Origin of the sequence: Pseudomonas sp. C5pp, assembly GCF_000814065.1 — a bacterium.
In the GTDB taxonomy this organism is placed as follows: Bacteria; Pseudomonadota; Gammaproteobacteria; order Pseudomonadales; family Pseudomonadaceae; genus Aquipseudomonas; species Aquipseudomonas asiatica.
In genome coordinates, this window is sequence record NZ_JWLN01000003.1 from 212,439 (window position 1) to 230,701 (window position 18,263).

Genomic DNA, 18,263 nt, shown 5'->3' on the forward strand with positions numbered 1-18,263 from the left:
AAACAGGTGCTTTATGAGCGTAATCACTACTGGGACACGCAGTGATGTAACTGTCCTCCTGCTTGGTCACGAACAAGCCGACACCCGTGTGCGTGCTCAGTATTACTACAGCGAAGCAGGCGTACCTTGCGTGGCGCTAGAACCATTGCAAGCGGGCAGTACCGGTGAGGTGTGCCTGGAACGGTTGTTGCACTCCCTGCATCAGGTAACTACGCCCTTGGTAGTGCTGAGCCTGGACGCCGACTTCGTCCTGCCGGAGGCTTTGGATAATGCAGCGGCCCATTTGCAAACGGCTTCCCACGTGATTGGTGCGCAAGGGCATGCGTTGGGTTATACCGCAGGCAATTGCGAGTTGGCTTATCACAAGGTCGGTTTGGCGCTGTTGCCTTCGGGCGAGCAGAGCGCCCATGGCCGTTTGCAATGCTATGCCCAAGCTGCCCAGCAGGCTTGGCGTGCCGTGTTGCGGGTATCGGCTCTGAAGGCTGTTTTGCCCCTTCTGCCGGAGGCGGTGGATTTCCTTGCCTGGCGTGTGGCGTTGTCCTATGCGCTACTGGCGCAGGGCGAGATCGAGCGCCTCGAACAAACCGATGTAGTGAGTGAGTATGTAGTGTGTCCATTGTCTGCGGCCCAGCTGGAGGAGCGACTGACATTAGCAGTACGTACGCTGCGTGAATGGGACTCGGCAGGCGCTGGCCTTTGCAGCGACGACTTCGACTTGCTCAACCGGTTCGTGCGCAACACATATGGCGCATCCGAAGAGCCATTGTTGTTTACGTCTGCTTGGAAAAGTGTCACGGCTGCGCCTGAGCGAGTGTTCGCACCACAGCAGTATGTAGCGTTGCCGTATTACAACGCTGCCTTGTTCGATAGTTTGGTCGACTTGGAGTTTCTGTGTCATGCCTGGCCGGCTGGCGCGCAGCATTACCGCGCACTGGAAGGCGCCTGGGTACGTCAGCGCGAGCTGTTGCAAGTGCACGCCAATGATACGCCTGACAGTTTGCAGCAGCGCTATTGGCAAGCGCTGGCGTTGGGCCTGTTCAATCGCGAAGTGTGCTTGCGTTTGGCCGATACTTTGGTTGCAAACAGCGACGCGCGTCCTGTGCGTGAACTTCAGGACTGGCGCCAGCGCTTGGCCAAGGTTCCGGCGCTTTCTCCTGAGCAGGGGCTGGCCGGGACCCCGTCAGGTCAGTTGCTCGAATTGCTCGATAGCATGACCCCGGACAATGACGCTCGTCGGCGAGTACTGGAGCAATTGGAGCAAGCACCCCCGCTACAGATCGCTTTCGTGGTGTTGGACTTGGCCAATGATGATGCGGGGCTGCAGGCTACTTTCGACAGTGTGCTGGCCAGTGGCGCGCGCAACTTCAAGCTGTGGGTGCTCAAGGCTGGTAAACCGCCAGTGATCACGACACCTCAAGACACGTTGCATTTCGTTCAGGTCACGCCAGAAAACTGGGTTGCTCACCTGAACCAGGTTGTTCGCCAACTGCCAAGCGAGTGGTTGATGCTGTTGTACGCTGGCGAGCAATTGCTTGCTGGCGGACTCCTGCACCTGCTGCTGGAGCTGGGCCAGTCGCCTGCCTGCGAGGCCATTTGTGCCCATGAGGTACAGCGCGATGAGCAGGGGCGGCTGCACAATGTGGCGCGCCCAGGTGCCAACCTGGACCTGCTGCGCAGCCAGCCCGGATTGATGTCTCGACACTGGCTCGTGCGGCGCCAAGCAGTGCTTGAACTGGGTGGATACAGCGAGAGCCTGCGCCAAGCTCTGGAGTTCGACCTGCTGCTGCGCCTTGTGGAAGCCCAGGGTGTGGCCAGCCTGGCTCATCTGGATGACTATCTGGTATTGGGCGACCAGTCGCCAGAAACCATGACCAAAGAGGCCGTTACGGTTCTGGAGCGGCACCTCAGGCAGCTAGGTTACGGTGCCCATGTCAGTGAGCGGGGGGCGGCGGGCCTGGGTATGGATTACCGTCATGGCACTACGCCGTTGGTCAGTATCCTGATCGCCAGCACAGACGGGCTTGCTGCGCTCCAGCCTTGCTTGACCAGTATTGTGCAACGCACCCGTTATCCGCGTTATGAGGTGTTGGTGGCCTGCGCGGGTGATGTTGAACGCTCCGAAGGCGAACCGCTCCAGGGGGCAGGCAGTCGAGTGCGGTTGTTTACGGGAAAGCCCGGCGCCTCGCATGACGACTTGCTGAACCTGGTCGCGAGCCAGGCTCGGGGCGAGTATCTGGTGTTGTTCTCCGAAGCGGGCGAGGTGATGAGCCCGGCTTGGCTTGAAGGCCTTCTCAATGAAGTCCAGCGCCCGGAGGTGGGTGTCGTCGGGGGAGCCTTGTATGCCTCGGGTGCAACGCTGACCCATGCAGGCTATCAACTGCTCGATGGCCCAAGGGTGCATGAGCCATGGTTGAGTGCAGATCAGTTGTGGCAGCAATCGGTTCGTAGTTGCTCTGCCGTCTCGGGCGACTGCCTGATGTTGGGCAAGGAACTGTTCGAGCAAGTGGGTGGTTTGCAGGGTGTGACGGGCGGGGATATCGACCTTGCCCTGCGTGTGCAGGAGACAGGTTTGATGGTGGTCTGGACGCCACAGGCTCAGGTGCTCGTCAAGCGTGAGTCGGCTTGTGACACACAAGTCGCCCAGGCGCTGAGCGAACGTTGGCCGCATGCTTTCACTGGGCGTGCTTTCGATGAAGGGGTGATGCCCGGTACAGGGCCGGCCTGGTTGGCAGCGTTGTGATCCAGTGTCGTGATGTCCTATCAACTACTCATTGACAGATAGCCGCATGAAACCTATTCGAATTATTTGTGGGACCCGTGAGTCCCGAGAGGATTTCCCGACCAAAACTGCATTGGGGCGGTCCTTGCAGATCCATCAGGCATCCAATCCTGTGGAGTTGGTGCTTCATGCAGAAAACAAGGAAGGGCTGTCGACCCTCTACAACCGTGCCATTGAGGAAGCCAAGGGGGCCCCGGCAATCCTGGTGTTTGTGCATGATGACGTCCACCTTTGCGACTACTGGTGGGGGGATCGGTTAAGGGAAGGGGTTGAAGCCTTCGATGTCATCGGGCTCGCAGGCAACACGCGCCGCATCGAGGGCCAGCCAGCCTGGGCATTTGTCGACGATAGGTTTACCTGGGATGAGAAACGATTCCTGAGTGGCGCTGTAGGGCATGGCAGCAGTTTCCCTTGCGCGGTCTCGAATTTCGGGCCGGCTCCGCAGCCTTGCAAGCTGCTGGACGGGCTGCTGCTGGCTGCTGACAGTGAGCGGCTGGTGCAGGCTGGTGTGCGTTTCGATGAGCAATTCCAGTTCCATTTCTATGATATGGATTTCTGCCGTCAGGCAGAGGCGAAGGGGCTGCGCATGGGAACATGGCCACTAAGCGTCGTACATGAAAGTGGGGGCGCATTCGGTACGCCCACTTGGCGAGAGGGTTATCGCCGCTATTTGGACAAGTATGACGAGCAGCGTGATAAAAAAACTCAGGAGAAAAGTGTGCAAAGCCAAACGCCGGTCCATCAGCGTCACAATCCCGATCTTCTGAAGTTGATGCCAACTAATGCAAGACGTGTGGTGGAAATTGGTTGCAGCTCTGGTGCGCTCGCCCGTGAGTACAAGAAGCTGAACCCGAATGTGCATTACACCGGAATCGAGATCGAGCCCAGATACGCAGAGCTGGCCAGGGAGCACTGTGACCGTGTTCTGGATATGAATATCGAAGCAGTGACTGCGGATCTTCTGGCAACTGATCTTGCTGCTGACTGCTGGGTCTTTGGCGATGTGCTGGAGCATCTATACGATCCGTGGCAGTTGTTGAGCAAGATCCGCGAGGCAAGTGCGCCAGGCACCAGTATCGTGGCATGCATCCCTAATGCGCAGCATTGGAGTGTTCAGGTTCGCCTGAGTGTCGGAGACTTCCGCTATGAAGACTCGGGTCTGTTCGACAGGACGCATATCCGCTGGTTTACCCTTGCTACCATGCTGGAAATGTTCGCGCAGGCAGGTTTGACGGTGGAGTCGGGCATACCGCGGGTGTTCGATGAGCCTCACCGCGAACGTTATCTCCCGGTTATCCATGCCATGGCGGCGGCGGCAGGATCGGACCCGGAAGTGGCGGTGCAGGATGCCTTGCCGTTGCAGTATGTATTCAGAGCAGTCGTCAACTGACGCGGGGTTTCACAAGGTGGGGGCGATCGGCTTGAAACGTTCCCCTTGATCCTGCGTCACACCCAATGCACAGATTGAACGTGCATTGGGTGGGCGCCGCTGCCTTCGCTCCCTGCGATTCGACAAAAGCACGTGACTCGGAAGTCACGGCAAGCATCTTCACTGTTATGATTGCCACAACCGGGAACGGCTGAGCCAATGAACCGCGTTGCCAGAAGCTGTGCCTTCCCCGGCAGGCGCTCGTGGTGCTCAGCAGGCATTTTGCTTTTTCAGAATTGGGAAGCCATATGATTGGCATTAAAAGTATCGCCAGTTACGTGCCGGCTGAAGGGGTAGACAACTACGCCCAAGGCGCAAAATTCGGCAAAGACCAGGATTTCATCTTTGGCAAGATCGGCTCGACCTTCCTGCCGCGTAAAGATGACGCTCAGGAAACCTCTGACCTGTGCGTGCAAGCTGCAAAGAACCTGTTCTCTGCCAACCCATCGCTCGACCCGGCAGCTATCGATGCCGTGATCGTCGTGACCCAGAACGGTGATGCCGAAGGGCTGCCGCACACTGCTGCTATCGTTCAGCACAAGCTTGGCCTGTCGACCGCCGTTGCCGCTTTCGATGTTTCGTTGGGTTGCTCGGGCTATGTCTATGGCCTGTATGCGATGAAAGGTTTCATGGAAGCGGCGGGCCTGAAGAACGGCCTGCTGATCACTGCCGACCCTTACTCCAAGATCGTCGACCCCGAAGACCGTAATACCACCATGTTGTTCGGTGATGCCGCCACTGCCACCTGGATGGGCGAAGGCGCTGCCTGGCAGTTGGGTAAGTCGCTGTTTGGCAGCGACGGTGCAGGTGCTGAGCATCTGCGCACCACTGACGGCAAGTTCTTCATGAATGGTCGCCAGGTTTACAACTTTGCCTTGGTCAAGGTGCCTGCCCACCTGCAGCAACTGCTCGAAGCCAGTGATCTCAAGGCTGAGGACATCGATTTGTATTGCCTGCATCAGGGCAGTGCGGCGATTGTCGATGCTGTTTCGGCGCGTTTCGACGAGGGCACGCACAAGCAGAAATTTGTCAAGGACATGGTCGAGACTGGCAATACCGTGTCGTCGAGCATCCCTTTGCTGCTGGAAAAGCACGTGCTCGGCTCGCAGCATAAGCGCGTCGCGCTGAGCGGTTTTGGTGTCGGGCTGTCGTGGGGTTCTGCAATCATCGAGCGCTGCGACTGACGTTCACAGCCGTATCAAACGCCGCCGTTTGGCGGCGTTTGTTTTTTAGTGCGCCTACACAGTTGCCCGCTAACCCAGCATGAAGGATACGTCAGTCTTCTGGCGTCAACTCCTTGATTTTATTGGGCTGGCACGAGGCCAGTAATTTTTTTCCAAAATCCGCTAAAGCAAACAGCCCTGACGACGATAACTAATACGAAGGTTCTCTGTGCCGCACCCGGCGAATTGCCAAGGCCGGAAGCCGTAGTACACAATCCAACGAGGAATTCGTCATGGCTTTGACTGTAAACACCAACACCACCTCTCTGGGCGTTCAGAAGAACCTGAACCGTGCTTCCGATGCACTAGCCACTTCGATGACCCGTCTGTCCTCCGGTCTGAAAATCAACAGCGCCAAAGACGACGCTGCTGGCCTGCAAATCGCTACCCGCATGACCTCGCAGATTCGTGGTCAGACCATGGCGATCAAGAACGCCAACGACGGTATCTCCATCGCTCAGACGGCTGAAGGTGCGATGCAAGAGCAGACCAACATGCTGCAGCGTATGCGTGAGCTGGCGCTGCAGGCCCGAAACGACTCCAACAGCTACAAGGACCGTAACGCTCTGAACGGCGAATATCAGGCGATGCTGGCGGAAATCAACCGCATTGCCGGTAATACTGAACTGAACGGCAAAAATCTGTTGAATGGTTCAGCTGATACGATGACTTTCCAGGTCGGCTCCAATGGTGGTACTGGTAACCAGATCACTATCACGCTGAGTGCAGCTATGGATAGCTCGGCTGCTGGGGCGCTGTCTGCTCTGGGTCAGGCTAGCGCGACTCTTTCTTCGGCTTCTGATACTACTGCGGTTGATTACGATACTCAGTTCCAGACCGTGATTACCGCAATTGATGACGCTCTGCAGAACATCAACACCACTCGTGCCGACTTGGGTGCTGCCCAGAACCGTCTGACTAGCACCATCAATAACCTGCAGAACATCAACGAAAACGCCGAAGCGGCCCGTGGTCGTGTACAGGACACCGACTTCGCTGCTGAAACTGCTCAGCTGACCAAGCAGCAGACCCTGCAGCAGGCCTCGACTTCGGTTCTGGCCCAGGCCAACCAGCTGCCGTCGGCGGTTCTGAAGCTGCTGGGCTAATCTGCCTGACAGTCGTTGGCGGGGGAGTGCGAACGCAGCACTTCCCCGTTTTTTCATTACGAGGTGGCAGCGATGGACATGAGCCTCAAACTGAACTTGTCTTATCAGCCCGCGCGATCGCCTGAGCAGGTAGTCGAAAAGCCGCTTGACCGATCGGCAGAGGTTTCTGCGGATAGCAAGCAAGACGACCCGGCCAAGGTGCAGGGTGTTGACGACGTAAAAAGCGCCGTTGCCGAGATCGAAAAGTTCTTGAGTGAAACCCGACGCAATCTGCAGTTCTCCACCGATGAGGAGTCCGGCAAGATCGTGGTCAAGGTCATCGCCAGTGACAGTGGTGAGTTGATTCGCCAGATCCCCTCCGAGGAGGCCTTGCGGATCGCCCAGAGTCTTAGCGATGTCAAAAGTGTTCTGTTCGACGCCAAGGCTTGACCGGCGGCGAACACCAAAGATGTTGTTCATGCCAGTCTTGCAGGAGCAGGGCTGAGGCGTTGACGAGAGGAAACTAGCATGGCAAGCCCGATTACTCCCTCCACTGGCCTGGGTTCTGGTCTCGATATTTCTGCGATCGTCAAGGCGTTGGTGCAATCCGACACCGCTGCCAAGCAGGCGCAGATCACGCGGCAGACCAGCAACAATAGTGCGATGATTTCGGGCATCGGTTCGCTGCGTAGTGCTCTTACGGCATTCCAGAATGCCATGAAGAAGCTGAATGACACGATCGCACCGTCTTTCAATGCTTATGCGGCGACTTCCTCCAATGATAAAGCGGTAAAGGTGACCTCAAGCAATTCTGCGGTAGCTGGCAGTTATGATATCGCGGTCACCAAGCTGGCGACTGGCTCGAAAGTGGCTAGCCAGCTGTTTGCCGAAGGTGCCACCAAGCCGATCAGCGAAGGCACCCTGAGCATCCAGCAAGGAGATCCCAGTAAGGGGGGCAAGACCTATACCCTCGATATCGGGGCGGGCGCCACGTTGCAGAGCGTGCGTGACCAGATCAACAAAGAGCTGGGTGCCAATGGCCTCAGTGCCAACATTGTCAATGGCGAAGGCGGTGCGCGTCTGGTGTTGTCGTCCTCTGTCACGGGCGCGGGGTCGGATTTGGTGCTATCAGGCGTTCCAGAGCTGGAGATCAACGGCGGTAAGTCGATGGCGGAAAACGCCAACGGCGCCGGTTACATCTCTGGTCTGGCCCAGGATGCGGAATTGACCATCGATGGCTTGAAGGTTACCAGTGCTTCCAACAAACTCGAGGATGCGATCAGTGGCATGAGCCTGGAGTTGTTGAGTGAAAGCTCCACTGCCAAGGTTACTGTAGCGCCTAATAATGATGGCCTGAAAACCTCGGTTCAGGCATTCGTCGACGCTTACAACACACTGCAGAAAACTATCACGTCGCTGACTTCGACCAGTCGTGACGAGGATGACAACCTGGTCCTGGGGTCCTTGACCAACGACCCGACCACCCGCTCGTTGTTGGGCGATCTGCGCAAGGTGCTTACCGAGATTGGTTCGGGTGATCAGCTCACAACCTTGGGGCAGCTTGGCATCAACACTCAGAAGGACGGTACGCTTGAGTTCAACAGCACCAAGTTCACCGCGGCGCTGAATGACAAGAAGCTGGGCACTGAGGTGCAGGAATTGTTCACAGGCACCAATGGTATCTTCGAGCGAATGAACAAGGCCATTGATCCCTATAACGGCACAGATGGCAGCCTGGCCAGTCGCAACAACAACCTCAGTGAATTGGCCAAGAATCTCACTGCTCAACAAGCAGCCCTGGACCGCCGCACCGAGTCCCTGACCGAATCGCTGACCAAGAAGTACGTGGCCCTGGACACCGCCCTGGGCAAGATGAAAGCCCAGGCCGACCAGATCACCTCGATCTTCGAAGCGATCAACGCCCAGGCCAAGAAATCCTGATCGGCTGAACATGCCAAAAGCCCGGCGGCGTCCGCGAGACGCCCCGGGCTTTTTGCTTTTCCCCTAAAGTTTTTTGACGTACAGGCGATACAGCAGGTACAAGCAATTTTTTACCGCAGCAACGAGGCAGATCCATGAACCCGATGTTGGCCCTTCGGCAGTACCAGAAAGTCAACGGCGCAGCGCAGACGTCCGAAGCCAGCCCGCACCGCCTGGTGCAGATGCTCATGCAGGGCGGCCTTGATCGCATGGCGCAGGCCAAAGGCGCCATTGCCCGCAACGACATCGCGCAAAGGGGCATCCTCATCGGCAAGGCAATCGACATCATCGGCGGCCTGCGTGAAGGCCTGGACCTGGAAAACCATGCCGACAGCCTGGCTGAGCTGGACAGCTTGTACATGTACATGAGCCGCCGCCTGATCGAGGCCAACGTCAAGGGTGACCCGGCCATCATCGACGAGGTCGCGCGCCTGCTGATCACTGTGAAGGAAGGTTGGGACGCAATCGGCGATCAGTCGTCGGCTTCCTGATAAAGGAGGATGACATGAGCGAAGTAATCGCCCGGATCGAGCAGACCCGGGAAATGCTGCTGGCGGCGCTTGCCGAGCGCAACTGGGAGGCGGTGGGTGAGCTGGACCTGGAATGCCGCTTGCGCATCGGTGACATGGTCAGTGAGGCGAAGGGCAACGAGGCCGATGTCAGTGCCAGCCTTGAGCAGTTGTTGGCCGTATACCGTCAACTAATCGATGTTGCAAGTGGCGAACGTCAATCCTTGGTGGATGAAATGACGAAAATCCGTCAGGCGAAGAACGCGGCAAAGGTATACCATTTGTTCACCTGACCACAGATGTTGCCAAAAGCCATGCGCCATTAATTTGACTGGCTGGTGTTTTTTGACTTTACTAGTGGCTGTTTTCGAATTTCAGACGTCCGAACACTGACCATTCAGTCGGAATGATGTCGAGCACGCCCTCGGGCGCCGATATGACTAGGGAAGTTGCTATTGCATGTGGCGTGAAACCAAGATTCTGCTGATCGACGACGACAGCGCACGCCGCCGCGACCTGGCGGTGGTGCTTAACTTCCTCGGCGAAGAAAACCTCGCTTGCTCCAGCCAGGACTGGCAGCAAATGGTCGAGCCGTTGTCTTCGAGTCGCGAAGTGCTGTGCGTGCTTATCGGCACTGTAAATGCCCCGGGCAGTGTGCTTGGGCTCGTTAAGACAGTGACTGGGTGGGATGAGTTCCTTCCGGTTCTGCTTTTAGGTGAAATTTCTTCTGCGGAGTTCCCGGAAGACCTTCGCCGCCGGGTGCTTTCCAACCTGGAGATGCCGCCAAGCTATAGCCAGCTGCTGGATTCACTGCACCGTGCCCAGGTCTATCGCGAGATGTACGACCAGGCGCGCGAGCGTGGCCGCCAGCGCGAACCCAACCTGTTCCGCAGCCTGGTCGGCACCAGTCGTGCCATCCAGAACGTGCGGCAGATGATGCAGCAGGTGGCCGACACCGATGCCAGCGTGCTGATTTTGGGTGAGTCCGGCACCGGCAAGGAAGTAGTCGCGCGCAACCTGCACTACCATTCCAAACGCCGCGAAGCGCCGTTCGTGCCGGTCAACTGTGGCGCGATCCCGGCCGAGCTGCTGGAAAGCGAACTGTTCGGCCACGAGAAGGGCGCCTTCACCGGGGCGATCACCAGTCGTGCCGGGCGTTTCGAGCTGGCCAACGGCGGTACCCTGTTCCTCGACGAAATCGGCGACATGCCGTTGCCGATGCAGGTCAAGCTGTTGCGCGTGCTGCAGGAGCGTACCTTCGGGCGCGTGGGCAGCAACAAGACCCAGAGCATCGATGTGCGCATCATTGCCGCGACCCACAAGAACCTCGAGACCATGATCGAGGAGGGCACGTTCCGCGAAGACCTGTACTACCGCCTGAACGTGTTCCCTATCGAGATGGCGCCGCTGCGTGAGCGGGTGGAAGACATCCCGCTGCTGATGAACGAGCTGATCTCGCGCATGGAGCACGAGAAGCGCGGGTCCATCCGCTTCAACTCCGCGTCGATCATGTCGTTGTGTCGCCACGGCTGGCCGGGTAACGTGCGCGAGCTGGCCAATCTGGTCGAGCGTATGGCGATCATGCACCCGTACGGGGTGATTGGCGTTTCCGAGCTGCCGAAGAAATTCCGTTACGTCGATGACGAAGACGAGCAGATGGTCGACAGCCTGCGCAGCGAGCTGGAAGAGCGCGTGGCGATCAATGGCCATACGCCGAACTTCAGCAACCACGCCATGCTGCCACCTGAAGGCCTGGACCTGAAGGACTACCTGGGTAGCCTGGAGCAGGGCCTGATCCAGCAGGCGCTGGACGATGCCAACGGTATCGTTGCACGTGCAGCTGAACGTTTGCGCATTCGCCGTACCACTCTGGTAGAGAAAATGCGCAAGTACGGCATGAGCCGTCAGGGGGGCGAGGACCAGGCGGAGGATTGACGGCCGCGGCGGGGTGTCCGGTTTGGTCTTGATGGTGTCCGTCAGATCGCCAGCGCGGCCTCACTCGCCTCCTCAGGTCATTTTTGAACTTGAACGCTCAACTTCCCCGGGTAGCACAGCGGCCCGCTCAAAAGGGGAGCAGGCGTGCTTAAGGGGGCATCACCGTCTGGTTTGTTCTGCCTCATGTATTGGTACCTCTGACAGTGGTTCGTCGAATCAATGTACCCAAGGTCTGTACGGGTGTAGTCATTTGAGTTGCTTGGGCCGGTATGTTTGGTGGGTTTACCTGAGGCGCAGGAACGTTTTCGTATTCGGTCAGAAGCAGGGCAATCCGGGTTCGAGCCAATCTTTCGGCTTCGCTCGTAAGAGAGAGGTTATGTGTCCAGTGATTCACGCTGCTGGCAAGTAAACTCGATCGTTGTTGATGATTCATATCCGCAACGCTACTAAAAATTTCTCGGTGAATCGGATTGTTCGTGTTGTTCATCTCCGCCCTGGAATGTGCCTCGCGCTCTGCTGCGGCTTGGGCTTCTCGAGTTTCTCGTCTTGCGTTCGCACGGGCTTGTCCAGCTTGGGCCCTGAGGGATCTCTCACGCTGACGCAAACGCGAGGATTCGCGGAGAGTGGGATTGCCTCCATAGCGACGTTGGGGGGTGTTGACAGGTCTGAGCGGGGTGCGCATTTGTCCACTTGGGTCTGAAAAATTGATCGGGTCGCCGTTGCAATAGCAGTAGCTGTTGAGCCCTCCCAGTAAAAAAGGGCTTTGTGAGTCAGATGTGTTGAATCTCATCAATCGACTGCTGTAGGGGCGATGGCCGTTTCCCAGGAGATAGAGCCTGGAAAACGGGTCGTGATGCTCACCGTTGTAGGCAAGTGCTGGAGCCGCTGAGCCGCAGTCGGTATGTAGGCCGTAGGCGCTGTAATTCATCGTTGTGTGATGACTTTTCTGTTTCATTTCCAGGGGGACTTTCTGGTCGGGCGGTTGGGTATGCATGATCAATGGCTCCGTTGTTGGACACACCGGGTTCAAAGTAGATTCACAACGTGGGGCGTCACAACTAGCAGTTTTGTCAGGCCCGGAAACGGTGACGGAAGCCGGTGAAGGGGCCGCAAGCGATTGACCAGGCTGTCTTGATGCAGAGGCGGCTGAGCAGGCTTGTGGCGAGTTTGAAAGCGGGCACCGGGGCAAATACCACGTCTCTCCCATGGGCATGGCCATCCGCGAGGGGCTGCGCGATCTGCTCCTGAGTCCAAAGCGCAAGCCCTGTACAAAACCCCATCTCCGGCACGGCTATTGCTACACCGCTGGCAAACACCGTTTTTATGACGGTCAGCCATGCGAGAGAGCAAGATGCCCCAGGCCGCCCACATATCCCTAGCCCCCGATCTGCAGGGGCAGCCCCCGATCGATCAGGACAGTCGCCAGGGTGTCGAGCAGGCCTTCGCCCTGTTCAATCAGGTCTCGAGCCAGCTGAGCCAGTCCTATAGCCTGCTGGAAGCCCGGGTCAGCGAACTCAAGGGCGAGCTGGCGGTGGTCAGCGCCCAGCGCATCGATGAACTGAGCGAAAAGGAGCGCCTCGCCAACCGCCTGCAGAACCTGCTGGACCTGCTGCCCGGCGGGGTGATCGTGATCGATGGCCAGGGCCTGGTTCGTGAAGCCAACCCGGCCGCCTGCGAACTGCTCGGCGAGCCGCTGGTCGGCCAGCTGTGGCGCCAGGTGATCGCCCGCAGCTTTGCCCCGCGCAAGGATGACGGTCACGAAGTCTCGCTGCGCGACGGCCGCCGTCTGTCCATTGCCACTCGCTCGCTGGATGCCGAGCCTGGCCAGTTGGTGTTGCTCAACGACCTGACCGAAACCCGTCGCCTGCAGGACCAGCTGGCTCGCCACGAGCGCCTGTCTTCGCTGGGGCGCATGGTCGCCTCGCTGGCGCACCAGATCCGCACGCCACTGTCGGCGGCGATGCTCTACGCCAGCCACCTGGCTGATCCCGAACAAGAGCTGAGCGCGGAAACCCGCCAGCGCTTTGCCGGTACCCTGAAGGAACGCTTGCACGAGCTGGAACACCAAGTGCGCGACATGCTGGTATTCGCCCGTGGCGAGCTGCCGCTGAATGATCGAGTCACGCCAAAAGCCTTGTTCCAGGCCCTGCAGCAGGCTGCCCAGGCGCATGTGCAAGGGCACGCCGTGCGCTGGCAGTGCGACAGCCACCTGGGTGAGCTGCTGTGCAACCGCGACACCCTGGTTGGTGCATTGCTCAACCTGATCGAAAATGCGCTGCAAGCCAGCGATGGCCCGGCGCGACTGAAGGTGCACCTGTTCCGCCGCGAGTGCAGCCTGCACCTGTGTGTAAGCGACGCCGGCAGTGGCATCGATGGCGACCTGCTCGGCCTCCTGGGCGAGCCGTTCCTGACCACCAAGGCCACTGGCACCGGCCTGGGCCTGGCCGTGGTCAAGGCCGTGGTGCGCGCGCACCAAGGTACGCTGCGCCTGCGCTCCAGGGTTGGCCGTGGCACCTGTGTGCGGGTGGAACTGCCGTTGATCGACGGGCAGCTGGCGGAGGGCATGTAATGACGATCAAGGTGCTGCTGGTCGAGGACGACCGCGTATTGCGCCAGGCGCTGGGCGATACCCTGGAAATCGGCGGCTTCGCCTACCAGGCGGTGGGCAGTGCCGAAGAAGCGCTGGAAGCGGTGCTGGAGGAGGCCTTCAGCCTGGTAGTCAGCGATGTGAACATGCCAGGCATGGATGGGCACCAACTGCTGGCCCAGCTGCGCCGCCAGCAACCGCAACTGCCCGTGTTGCTGATGACTGCGCATGCCGCGGTGGAGCGTGCCGTCGAGGCGATGCGCCAAGGCGCCGCCGACTATCTGGTCAAGCCGTTCGAGCCCAAGGCGTTGCTCAGCCTGGTCGAGCGGCATGCCGCCGGGCGCGTGGCTGAAGAAGAAGGCCCGGTGGCCTGCGAACCAGCCAGTCGACAGTTGCTGGAGCTGGCCGCGCGGGTGGCGCGCAGTGACTCGACCGTGCTGATTTCGGGCGAGTCCGGCACCGGCAAGGAAGTGCTGGCGCGCTTCATTCATCAGCAATCGTCGCGGGCGGCGCAGCCCTTCGTGGCGATCAATTGTGCTGCCATCCCCGACAACATGCTCGAGGCCACGCTGTTCGGCCACGAAAAGGGTGCCTTCACTGGCGCCATCGCTGCCCAGGCCGGCAAGTTCGAGCAGGCCGAAGGCGGCACCTTGCTGCTTGATGAGATCTCGGAGATGCCGATGGCCTTGCAGGCCAAGCTGCTGCGCGTGCTGCAGGAGCGCGAGGTGGAGCGGGTAGGCGGGCGCAAGCCGATTAGCCTGGATATCCGTGTGCTGGCCACCACCAACCGTGACCTGGCTGGCGAAGTGGCGGCCGGGCGTTTCCGTGAAGACCTCTACTACCGCCTTTCGGTGTTCCCCCTGGCCTGGCGTCCGCTGCGCGAACGCCCGGGTGACATCCTGCAACTGGCCGAGCGCCTGTTGGCGCGTCACGTGGCCAAGATGAAGCACGCCCCGGTGCACCTGTCGCCCCAGGCCCGGGCCTGCCTGCAGGCGTATGCCTGGCCGGGCAACGTACGCGAACTGGACAACGCCCTGCAGCGGGCGCTGATCCTGCAGCAGGGCGGGGTGATCGAGGCGGCGGATTTTTGTCTGGCAGGCGCCATTCCATTGTCAGCTGGCATCGAGCCATCACCTGAATTGGTGGCCGAGCCTGGCGGGCTGGGCGATGACATGCGTCGCCATGAGTACCAGATGATCATCGACACCCTGCGAGCCGAGCGCGGCCGCCGCAAGGAGGCGGCCGAACGCCTGGGGATAAGCCCGCGTACCTTGCGCTACAAGCTGGCGCAGATGCGCGATGCCGGGTTTGACGTCGAGGCCAGCCTCTTCGGCTGACAAAAACCTCAGAACTTGCGCAGCCCTTGTAGGAGCAGCCTTGTGCTGCGAAGAGGCCAGCAAGGCAGAAGGTGGTCTGTTGCATCAAAGGCCCCTTTCGCAGCACAAGGCTGCTCCTACAGTGAACCGAGGTGCGCGTGCCAAGGCTGGCACCTTTGTTGCTTTACGTTGGCTATCCGCCGCATCACTGTCAAAAAAATGCGGCCGCAGGAGAGAGAAGGGTCATGAGCCAAGGTGTTGAATTCAATCGTCTGATGTTGGACATGCGGGCCATGCAGGCCGATGCCATGTCGCTGCCCAAGGTGGCCGCCGCTCCCGAGCTGGCACCGGGGCAGAGTACCTTTGCCGACATGCTCGGCCAGGCCATCGGCAAGGTGCATGAGACTCAGCAGGCTTCGACCCAGCTGGCCAACGCCTTCGAGATCGGCAAGAGTGGCGTCGACCTGACCGATGTGATGATCGCTTCGCAAAAGGCCAGCGTGTCGATGCAGGCCCTGACCCAGGTACGCAACAAGCTGGTCCAGGCGTACCAGGACATCATGCAGATGCCGGTTTGAGGACGGACGTAAACCATGGCTGAAGCAGTCGTCGACAACGCCCCTGCCAAGAGCGGCCCGCCCGCGGCCAAGCCGCCGCTGTTCGGCATGGCGTTTCTGGAAAATATCTCGCAGATGCCCATGCTGCGTCAGATCGGCCTTCTGGTCGGTCTGGCCGCCAGCGTGGCGATCGGCTTTGCCGTGGTACTGTGGTCGCAACAACCTGATTACCGTCCGCTGTACGGCAGCCTGGCGGGCATGGACACCAAGCAGGTCATGGATACCCTGGCCGCTGCCGACATTCCCTATAACGTCGAGCCCAACTCCGGGGCTCTGCTGGTCAAGGCCGACGACCTCTCCCGTGCGCGCCTGAAACTGGCGGCCGCCGGCGTGGCGCCAAGCGATGGCAACGTCGGTTTCGAATTGCTCGACAAGGAACAGGGCCTGGGCACCAGCCAGTTCATGGAAGCCACCCGTTACCGTCGCAGCCTGGAAGGCGAGCTGGCGCGTACCGTGTCCAGCCTGAACAACGTCAAGGGCGCGCGCGTGCACCTGGCCATCCCGAAAAGCTCGGTGTTCGTGCGTGACGAACGCAAGCCCAGCGCCTCGGTACTGGTCGAGCTGTACCCGGGCCGTGCCCTGGAAGCCGGGCAAGTGATGGCCATCGTCAACCTGGTCGCCACCAGCGTGCCGGAACTGGACAAGTCCCAGGTCACCGTGGTCGACCAGAAGGGCAACCTGCTGTCCGAGCAGATCCAGGACACCGCCCTGACCCAGGCAGGCAAACAGTTCGACTACAGCCGCCGGGTAGAAAGCATGCTCACCCAGCGGGTGCACAACATCCTGCAGCCGGTGCTGGGCAATGACCGCTACAAGGCCGAAGTGTCTGCAGACCTCGACTTCAGCGCGGTCGAATCCACCTCCGAGCAGTTCAACCCCGACCAGCCGGCACTGCGCAGCGAGCAGTCGGTCGACGAACAGCGTGCCAGCAGCCAGGGCCCGCAAGGTGTCCCCGGCGCACTGAGCAACCAGCCGCCAGGCCCGGCCTCGGCACCGCAGACCACCGGTGGTGCCGCTACCCCGGCCGCGGCCATCCAGCCTGGCCAGCCGCTGGTGGATGCCAACGGCCAGCAGATCATGGACCCGGCAACCGGCCAGCCGATGCTCGCGCCGTACCCGTCGGACAAGCGCCAGCAAAGCACCAAGAACTTCGAGCTGGACCGCTCCATCAGCCACACCCGCCAGCAGCAGGGGCGCATGACCCGCCTGTCGGTGGCGGTGGTGGTGGACGACCAGGTCAGGATCGACCCGGCCACCGGCGACACCACCCGTGCGCCATGGGGCGCCGAGGACCTGGCACGCTTCACTCGCCTGGTACAGGACGCGGTCGGCTTCGATGCCAGCCGTGGCGACAGTGTGACGGTGATCAACGTGCCGTTCGCCGCCGACCGTGGCGAAGAGATCGCCGATATCGCCTTCTACCAGCAGCCGTGGTTCTGGGACATCGTCAAGCAAGTGCTGGGCGTGGTGTTCATCCTGGTGCTGGTGTTCGGTGTGCTGCGCCCGGTGCTGAACAACATTACAGGGGGCGGCAAGCAGGCTGCCTCGGATAGCGACATGGAGCTGGGCGGCATGATGGGTCTGGATGGCGAACTGGCCAACGACCGCGTCACTCTGGGTGGCCCGACAAGCATTCTGCTGCCTAGCCCGAACGAGGGTTACGAGGCACAGCTCAACGCAATCAAAGGCCTGGTGGCCGAAGACCCGGGCCGCGTTGCCCAGGTCGTGAAAGAGTGGATCAACGCCGATGAGTGATAACCGAGCCGTTACCGCCAAGCTGAGCCGCGTCGACAAGGCGGCGATCCTCCTGCTTTCGCTGGGCGAGACCGATGCCGCCCAGGTGCTGCGGCACATGGGGCCCAAGGAAGTGCAGCGTGTGGGTGTGGCCATGGCGCAGATGGGCAATGTGCACCGTGAACAGGTCGAGCAGGTGATGAGCGAGTTCGTCGAAATCGTCGGCGACCAGACCAGCCTGGGCGTGGGCTCCGATGCCTATATCCGCAAGATGCTCAATCAGGCCCTGGGCGAGGACAAGGCCAATGGCCTGGTCGACCGCATCCTGCTCGGTGGCAACACCAGCGGCCTGGACAGCCTGAAGTGGATGGAGCCGCGCGCCGTTGCCGACGTGATCCGCTACGAGCACCCGCAGATCCAGGCCATCGTGGTCGCCTACCTCGACCCCGACCAGGCCGGCGAAGTGCTGAGCAACTTCGACCACAAGGTGCGCCTGGACATCGTCCTGCGCGTGTCGTCGCTGAACACCGTGCAGCCGGCGGCGCTGAAGGAGCTGAACCAGATCCTCGAGAAGCAGTTCTCGGGCAACTCCAACGCGGCGCGTACCACCTTGGGTGGCATCAAGCGCGCCGCCGACATCATGAACTTCCTCGACAGCTCGGTGGAAGGTGCACTGATGGACGCGATCCGCGAAATCGACAGCGACCTGTCGGAGCAGATCGAAGACCTGATGTTCGTCTTCAACAACCTGGCCGACGTCGACGACCGAGGCATCCAGGCGCTGCTGCGCGAAGTCTCGTCCGACGTGCTGGTGGTGTCGCTCAAGGGCGCCGACGAGCGGGTCAAGGACAAGATCTTCAAGAACATGTCCAAACGTGCCTCGGAACTGTTGCGCGACGACCTGGAGGCCAAGGGGCCGGTGCGGGTCAGCGATGTGGAAACGGCGCAGAAGGAAATCCTCACCATCGCCCGCCGCATGGCCGAGGCCGGCGAGATCGTGCTCGGCGGCAAGGGCGCCGAGGAAATGATCTAAGGTCTTCGCGATCTGAAAGCCGACGCCGCCCCTTGT

Annotated in this window: 15 protein-coding genes; 14 read left to right on the top strand and 1 reads right to left on the bottom strand. The window is 60.1% G+C overall.

Annotated elements, in window-relative coordinates:
* Positions 1-13: 13 nt before the first annotated feature.
* From RR51_RS03945 to fleQ, 9 genes are all read left to right on the top strand, one after another.
* Complete coding sequence (locus RR51_RS03945; protein WP_039612684.1) at positions 14-2,740, top strand: glycosyltransferase; 2,727 nt, start codon at positions 14-16, stop codon at positions 2,738-2,740.
* A 46-nt stretch (positions 2,741-2,786) separates the two neighbouring features.
* Positions 2,787-4,169: a class I SAM-dependent methyltransferase gene (locus RR51_RS28880; protein ID WP_082044643.1), complete on the top strand. Its 1,383-nt coding sequence runs from the start codon at positions 2,787-2,789 to the stop codon at positions 4,167-4,169.
* 287 nt (positions 4,170-4,456) lie between these two features.
* Complete coding sequence (locus RR51_RS03955; RefSeq protein WP_039612685.1) at positions 4,457-5,392, top strand: ketoacyl-ACP synthase III; 936 nt, start codon at positions 4,457-4,459, stop codon at positions 5,390-5,392.
* A 272-nt stretch (positions 5,393-5,664) separates the two neighbouring features.
* The gene (locus RR51_RS03960) at positions 5,665-6,537 is read left to right on the top strand and encodes a flagellin domain-containing protein (protein WP_039612686.1); all 873 of its coding nucleotides are present in this window, start codon (positions 5,665-5,667) and stop codon (positions 6,535-6,537) included.
* Between the two features lie 72 nt (positions 6,538-6,609).
* The gene (locus RR51_RS03965) at positions 6,610-6,966 is read left to right on the top strand and encodes a flagellar protein FlaG (protein ID WP_039612687.1); all 357 of its coding nucleotides are present in this window, start codon (positions 6,610-6,612) and stop codon (positions 6,964-6,966) included.
* A 78-nt stretch (positions 6,967-7,044) separates the two neighbouring features.
* Complete coding sequence (gene fliD, locus RR51_RS03970) at positions 7,045-8,457, top strand: flagellar filament capping protein FliD (protein ID WP_039612688.1); 1,413 nt, start codon at positions 7,045-7,047, stop codon at positions 8,455-8,457.
* A 134-nt stretch (positions 8,458-8,591) separates the two neighbouring features.
* On the top strand, positions 8,592-8,987 hold the full coding sequence (gene fliS / locus RR51_RS03975) for a flagellar export chaperone FliS (protein ID WP_003257284.1): 396 nt from the start codon (positions 8,592-8,594) through the stop codon (positions 8,985-8,987).
* Between the two features lie 14 nt (positions 8,988-9,001).
* Positions 9,002-9,298: a hypothetical protein gene (locus tag RR51_RS03980; protein WP_003257286.1), complete on the top strand. Its 297-nt coding sequence runs from the start codon at positions 9,002-9,004 to the stop codon at positions 9,296-9,298.
* A 166-nt stretch (positions 9,299-9,464) separates the two neighbouring features.
* Positions 9,465-10,940, top strand: a complete 1,476-nt coding sequence (fleQ, locus tag RR51_RS03985; protein WP_039612689.1) for a transcriptional regulator FleQ — start codon at positions 9,465-9,467, stop codon at positions 10,938-10,940.
* Positions 10,941-11,121: 181 nt separating this feature from the next.
* On the opposite strand, the gene RR51_RS28885 is transcribed toward fleQ, so the two are convergent.
* The gene (locus RR51_RS28885; RefSeq protein WP_232881489.1) at positions 11,122-11,934 is read right to left on the bottom strand and encodes an RHS repeat-associated core domain-containing protein; all 813 of its coding nucleotides are present in this window, start codon (positions 11,932-11,934) and stop codon (positions 11,122-11,124) included.
* Between the two features lie 357 nt (positions 11,935-12,291).
* Between RR51_RS28885 and RR51_RS03995 the strand changes: the two genes are divergently transcribed.
* From RR51_RS03995 to fliG, 5 genes are all read left to right on the top strand, one after another.
* Entirely contained in the window at positions 12,292-13,509 is a 1,218-nt protein-coding gene (locus RR51_RS03995) for a sensor histidine kinase (RefSeq protein WP_039612725.1), read from the top strand.
* On the top strand, positions 13,509-14,864 hold the full coding sequence (locus tag RR51_RS04000; RefSeq protein ID WP_039612691.1) for a sigma-54-dependent transcriptional regulator: 1,356 nt from the start codon (positions 13,509-13,511) through the stop codon (positions 14,862-14,864). Before RR51_RS03995 ends, RR51_RS04000 begins: the two co-directional genes overlap by 1 nt.
* Positions 14,865-15,088: 224 nt before the next feature.
* Entirely contained in the window at positions 15,089-15,421 is a 333-nt protein-coding gene (gene fliE / locus RR51_RS04005; protein ID WP_013973606.1) for a flagellar hook-basal body complex protein FliE, read from the top strand.
* Between the two features lie 15 nt (positions 15,422-15,436).
* A complete protein-coding gene (fliF, locus tag RR51_RS04010; protein ID WP_039612692.1) occupies positions 15,437-17,215 on the top strand; it encodes a flagellar basal-body MS-ring/collar protein FliF in 1,779 nt (592 codons plus the stop codon).
* On the top strand, positions 17,208-18,227 hold the full coding sequence (gene fliG, locus RR51_RS04015) for a flagellar motor switch protein FliG (RefSeq protein ID WP_003257289.1): 1,020 nt from the start codon (positions 17,208-17,210) through the stop codon (positions 18,225-18,227). Before fliF ends, fliG begins: the two co-directional genes overlap by 8 nt.
* Positions 18,228-18,263: the final 36 nt, after the last annotated feature.

What these genes read in the sequence shown, in the direction of transcription:
- RR51_RS03955 (WP_039612685.1), top strand. Translation starts at nt 4,457, where the DNA reads ATGATTGGCATTAAAAGTATCGCCAGTTACGTGCCGGCTGAAGGGGTA.
- fliS (WP_003257284.1), top strand. Translation starts at nt 8,592, where the DNA reads ATGAACCCGATGTTGGCCCTTCGGCAGTACCAGAAAGTCAACGGCGCA.
- RR51_RS03965 (WP_039612687.1), top strand. Translation starts at nt 6,610, where the DNA reads ATGGACATGAGCCTCAAACTGAACTTGTCTTATCAGCCCGCGCGATCG.
- RR51_RS03995 (WP_039612725.1), top strand. Translation starts at nt 12,292, where the DNA reads ATGCCCCAGGCCGCCCACATATCCCTAGCCCCCGATCTGCAGGGGCAG.
- RR51_RS28880 (WP_082044643.1), top strand. Translation starts at nt 2,787, where the DNA reads ATGAAACCTATTCGAATTATTTGTGGGACCCGTGAGTCCCGAGAGGAT.
- RR51_RS03960 (WP_039612686.1), top strand. Translation starts at nt 5,665, where the DNA reads ATGGCTTTGACTGTAAACACCAACACCACCTCTCTGGGCGTTCAGAAG.
- fliE (WP_013973606.1), top strand. Translation starts at nt 15,089, where the DNA reads ATGAGCCAAGGTGTTGAATTCAATCGTCTGATGTTGGACATGCGGGCC.
- RR51_RS03945 (WP_039612684.1), top strand. Translation starts at nt 14, where the DNA reads ATGAGCGTAATCACTACTGGGACACGCAGTGATGTAACTGTCCTCCTG.
- fliG (WP_003257289.1), top strand. Translation starts at nt 17,208, where the DNA reads ATGAGTGATAACCGAGCCGTTACCGCCAAGCTGAGCCGCGTCGACAAG.
- RR51_RS04000 (WP_039612691.1), top strand. Translation starts at nt 13,509, where the DNA reads ATGACGATCAAGGTGCTGCTGGTCGAGGACGACCGCGTATTGCGCCAG.
- fliD (WP_039612688.1), top strand. Translation starts at nt 7,045, where the DNA reads ATGGCAAGCCCGATTACTCCCTCCACTGGCCTGGGTTCTGGTCTCGAT.
- RR51_RS28885 (WP_232881489.1), bottom strand. Translation starts at nt 11,934, where the DNA reads ATGCATACCCAACCGCCCGACCAGAAAGTCCCCCTGGAAATGAAACAG.
- RR51_RS03980 (WP_003257286.1), top strand. Translation starts at nt 9,002, where the DNA reads ATGAGCGAAGTAATCGCCCGGATCGAGCAGACCCGGGAAATGCTGCTG.
- fleQ (WP_039612689.1), top strand. Translation starts at nt 9,465, where the DNA reads ATGTGGCGTGAAACCAAGATTCTGCTGATCGACGACGACAGCGCACGC.
- fliF (WP_039612692.1), top strand. Translation starts at nt 15,437, where the DNA reads ATGGCTGAAGCAGTCGTCGACAACGCCCCTGCCAAGAGCGGCCCGCCC.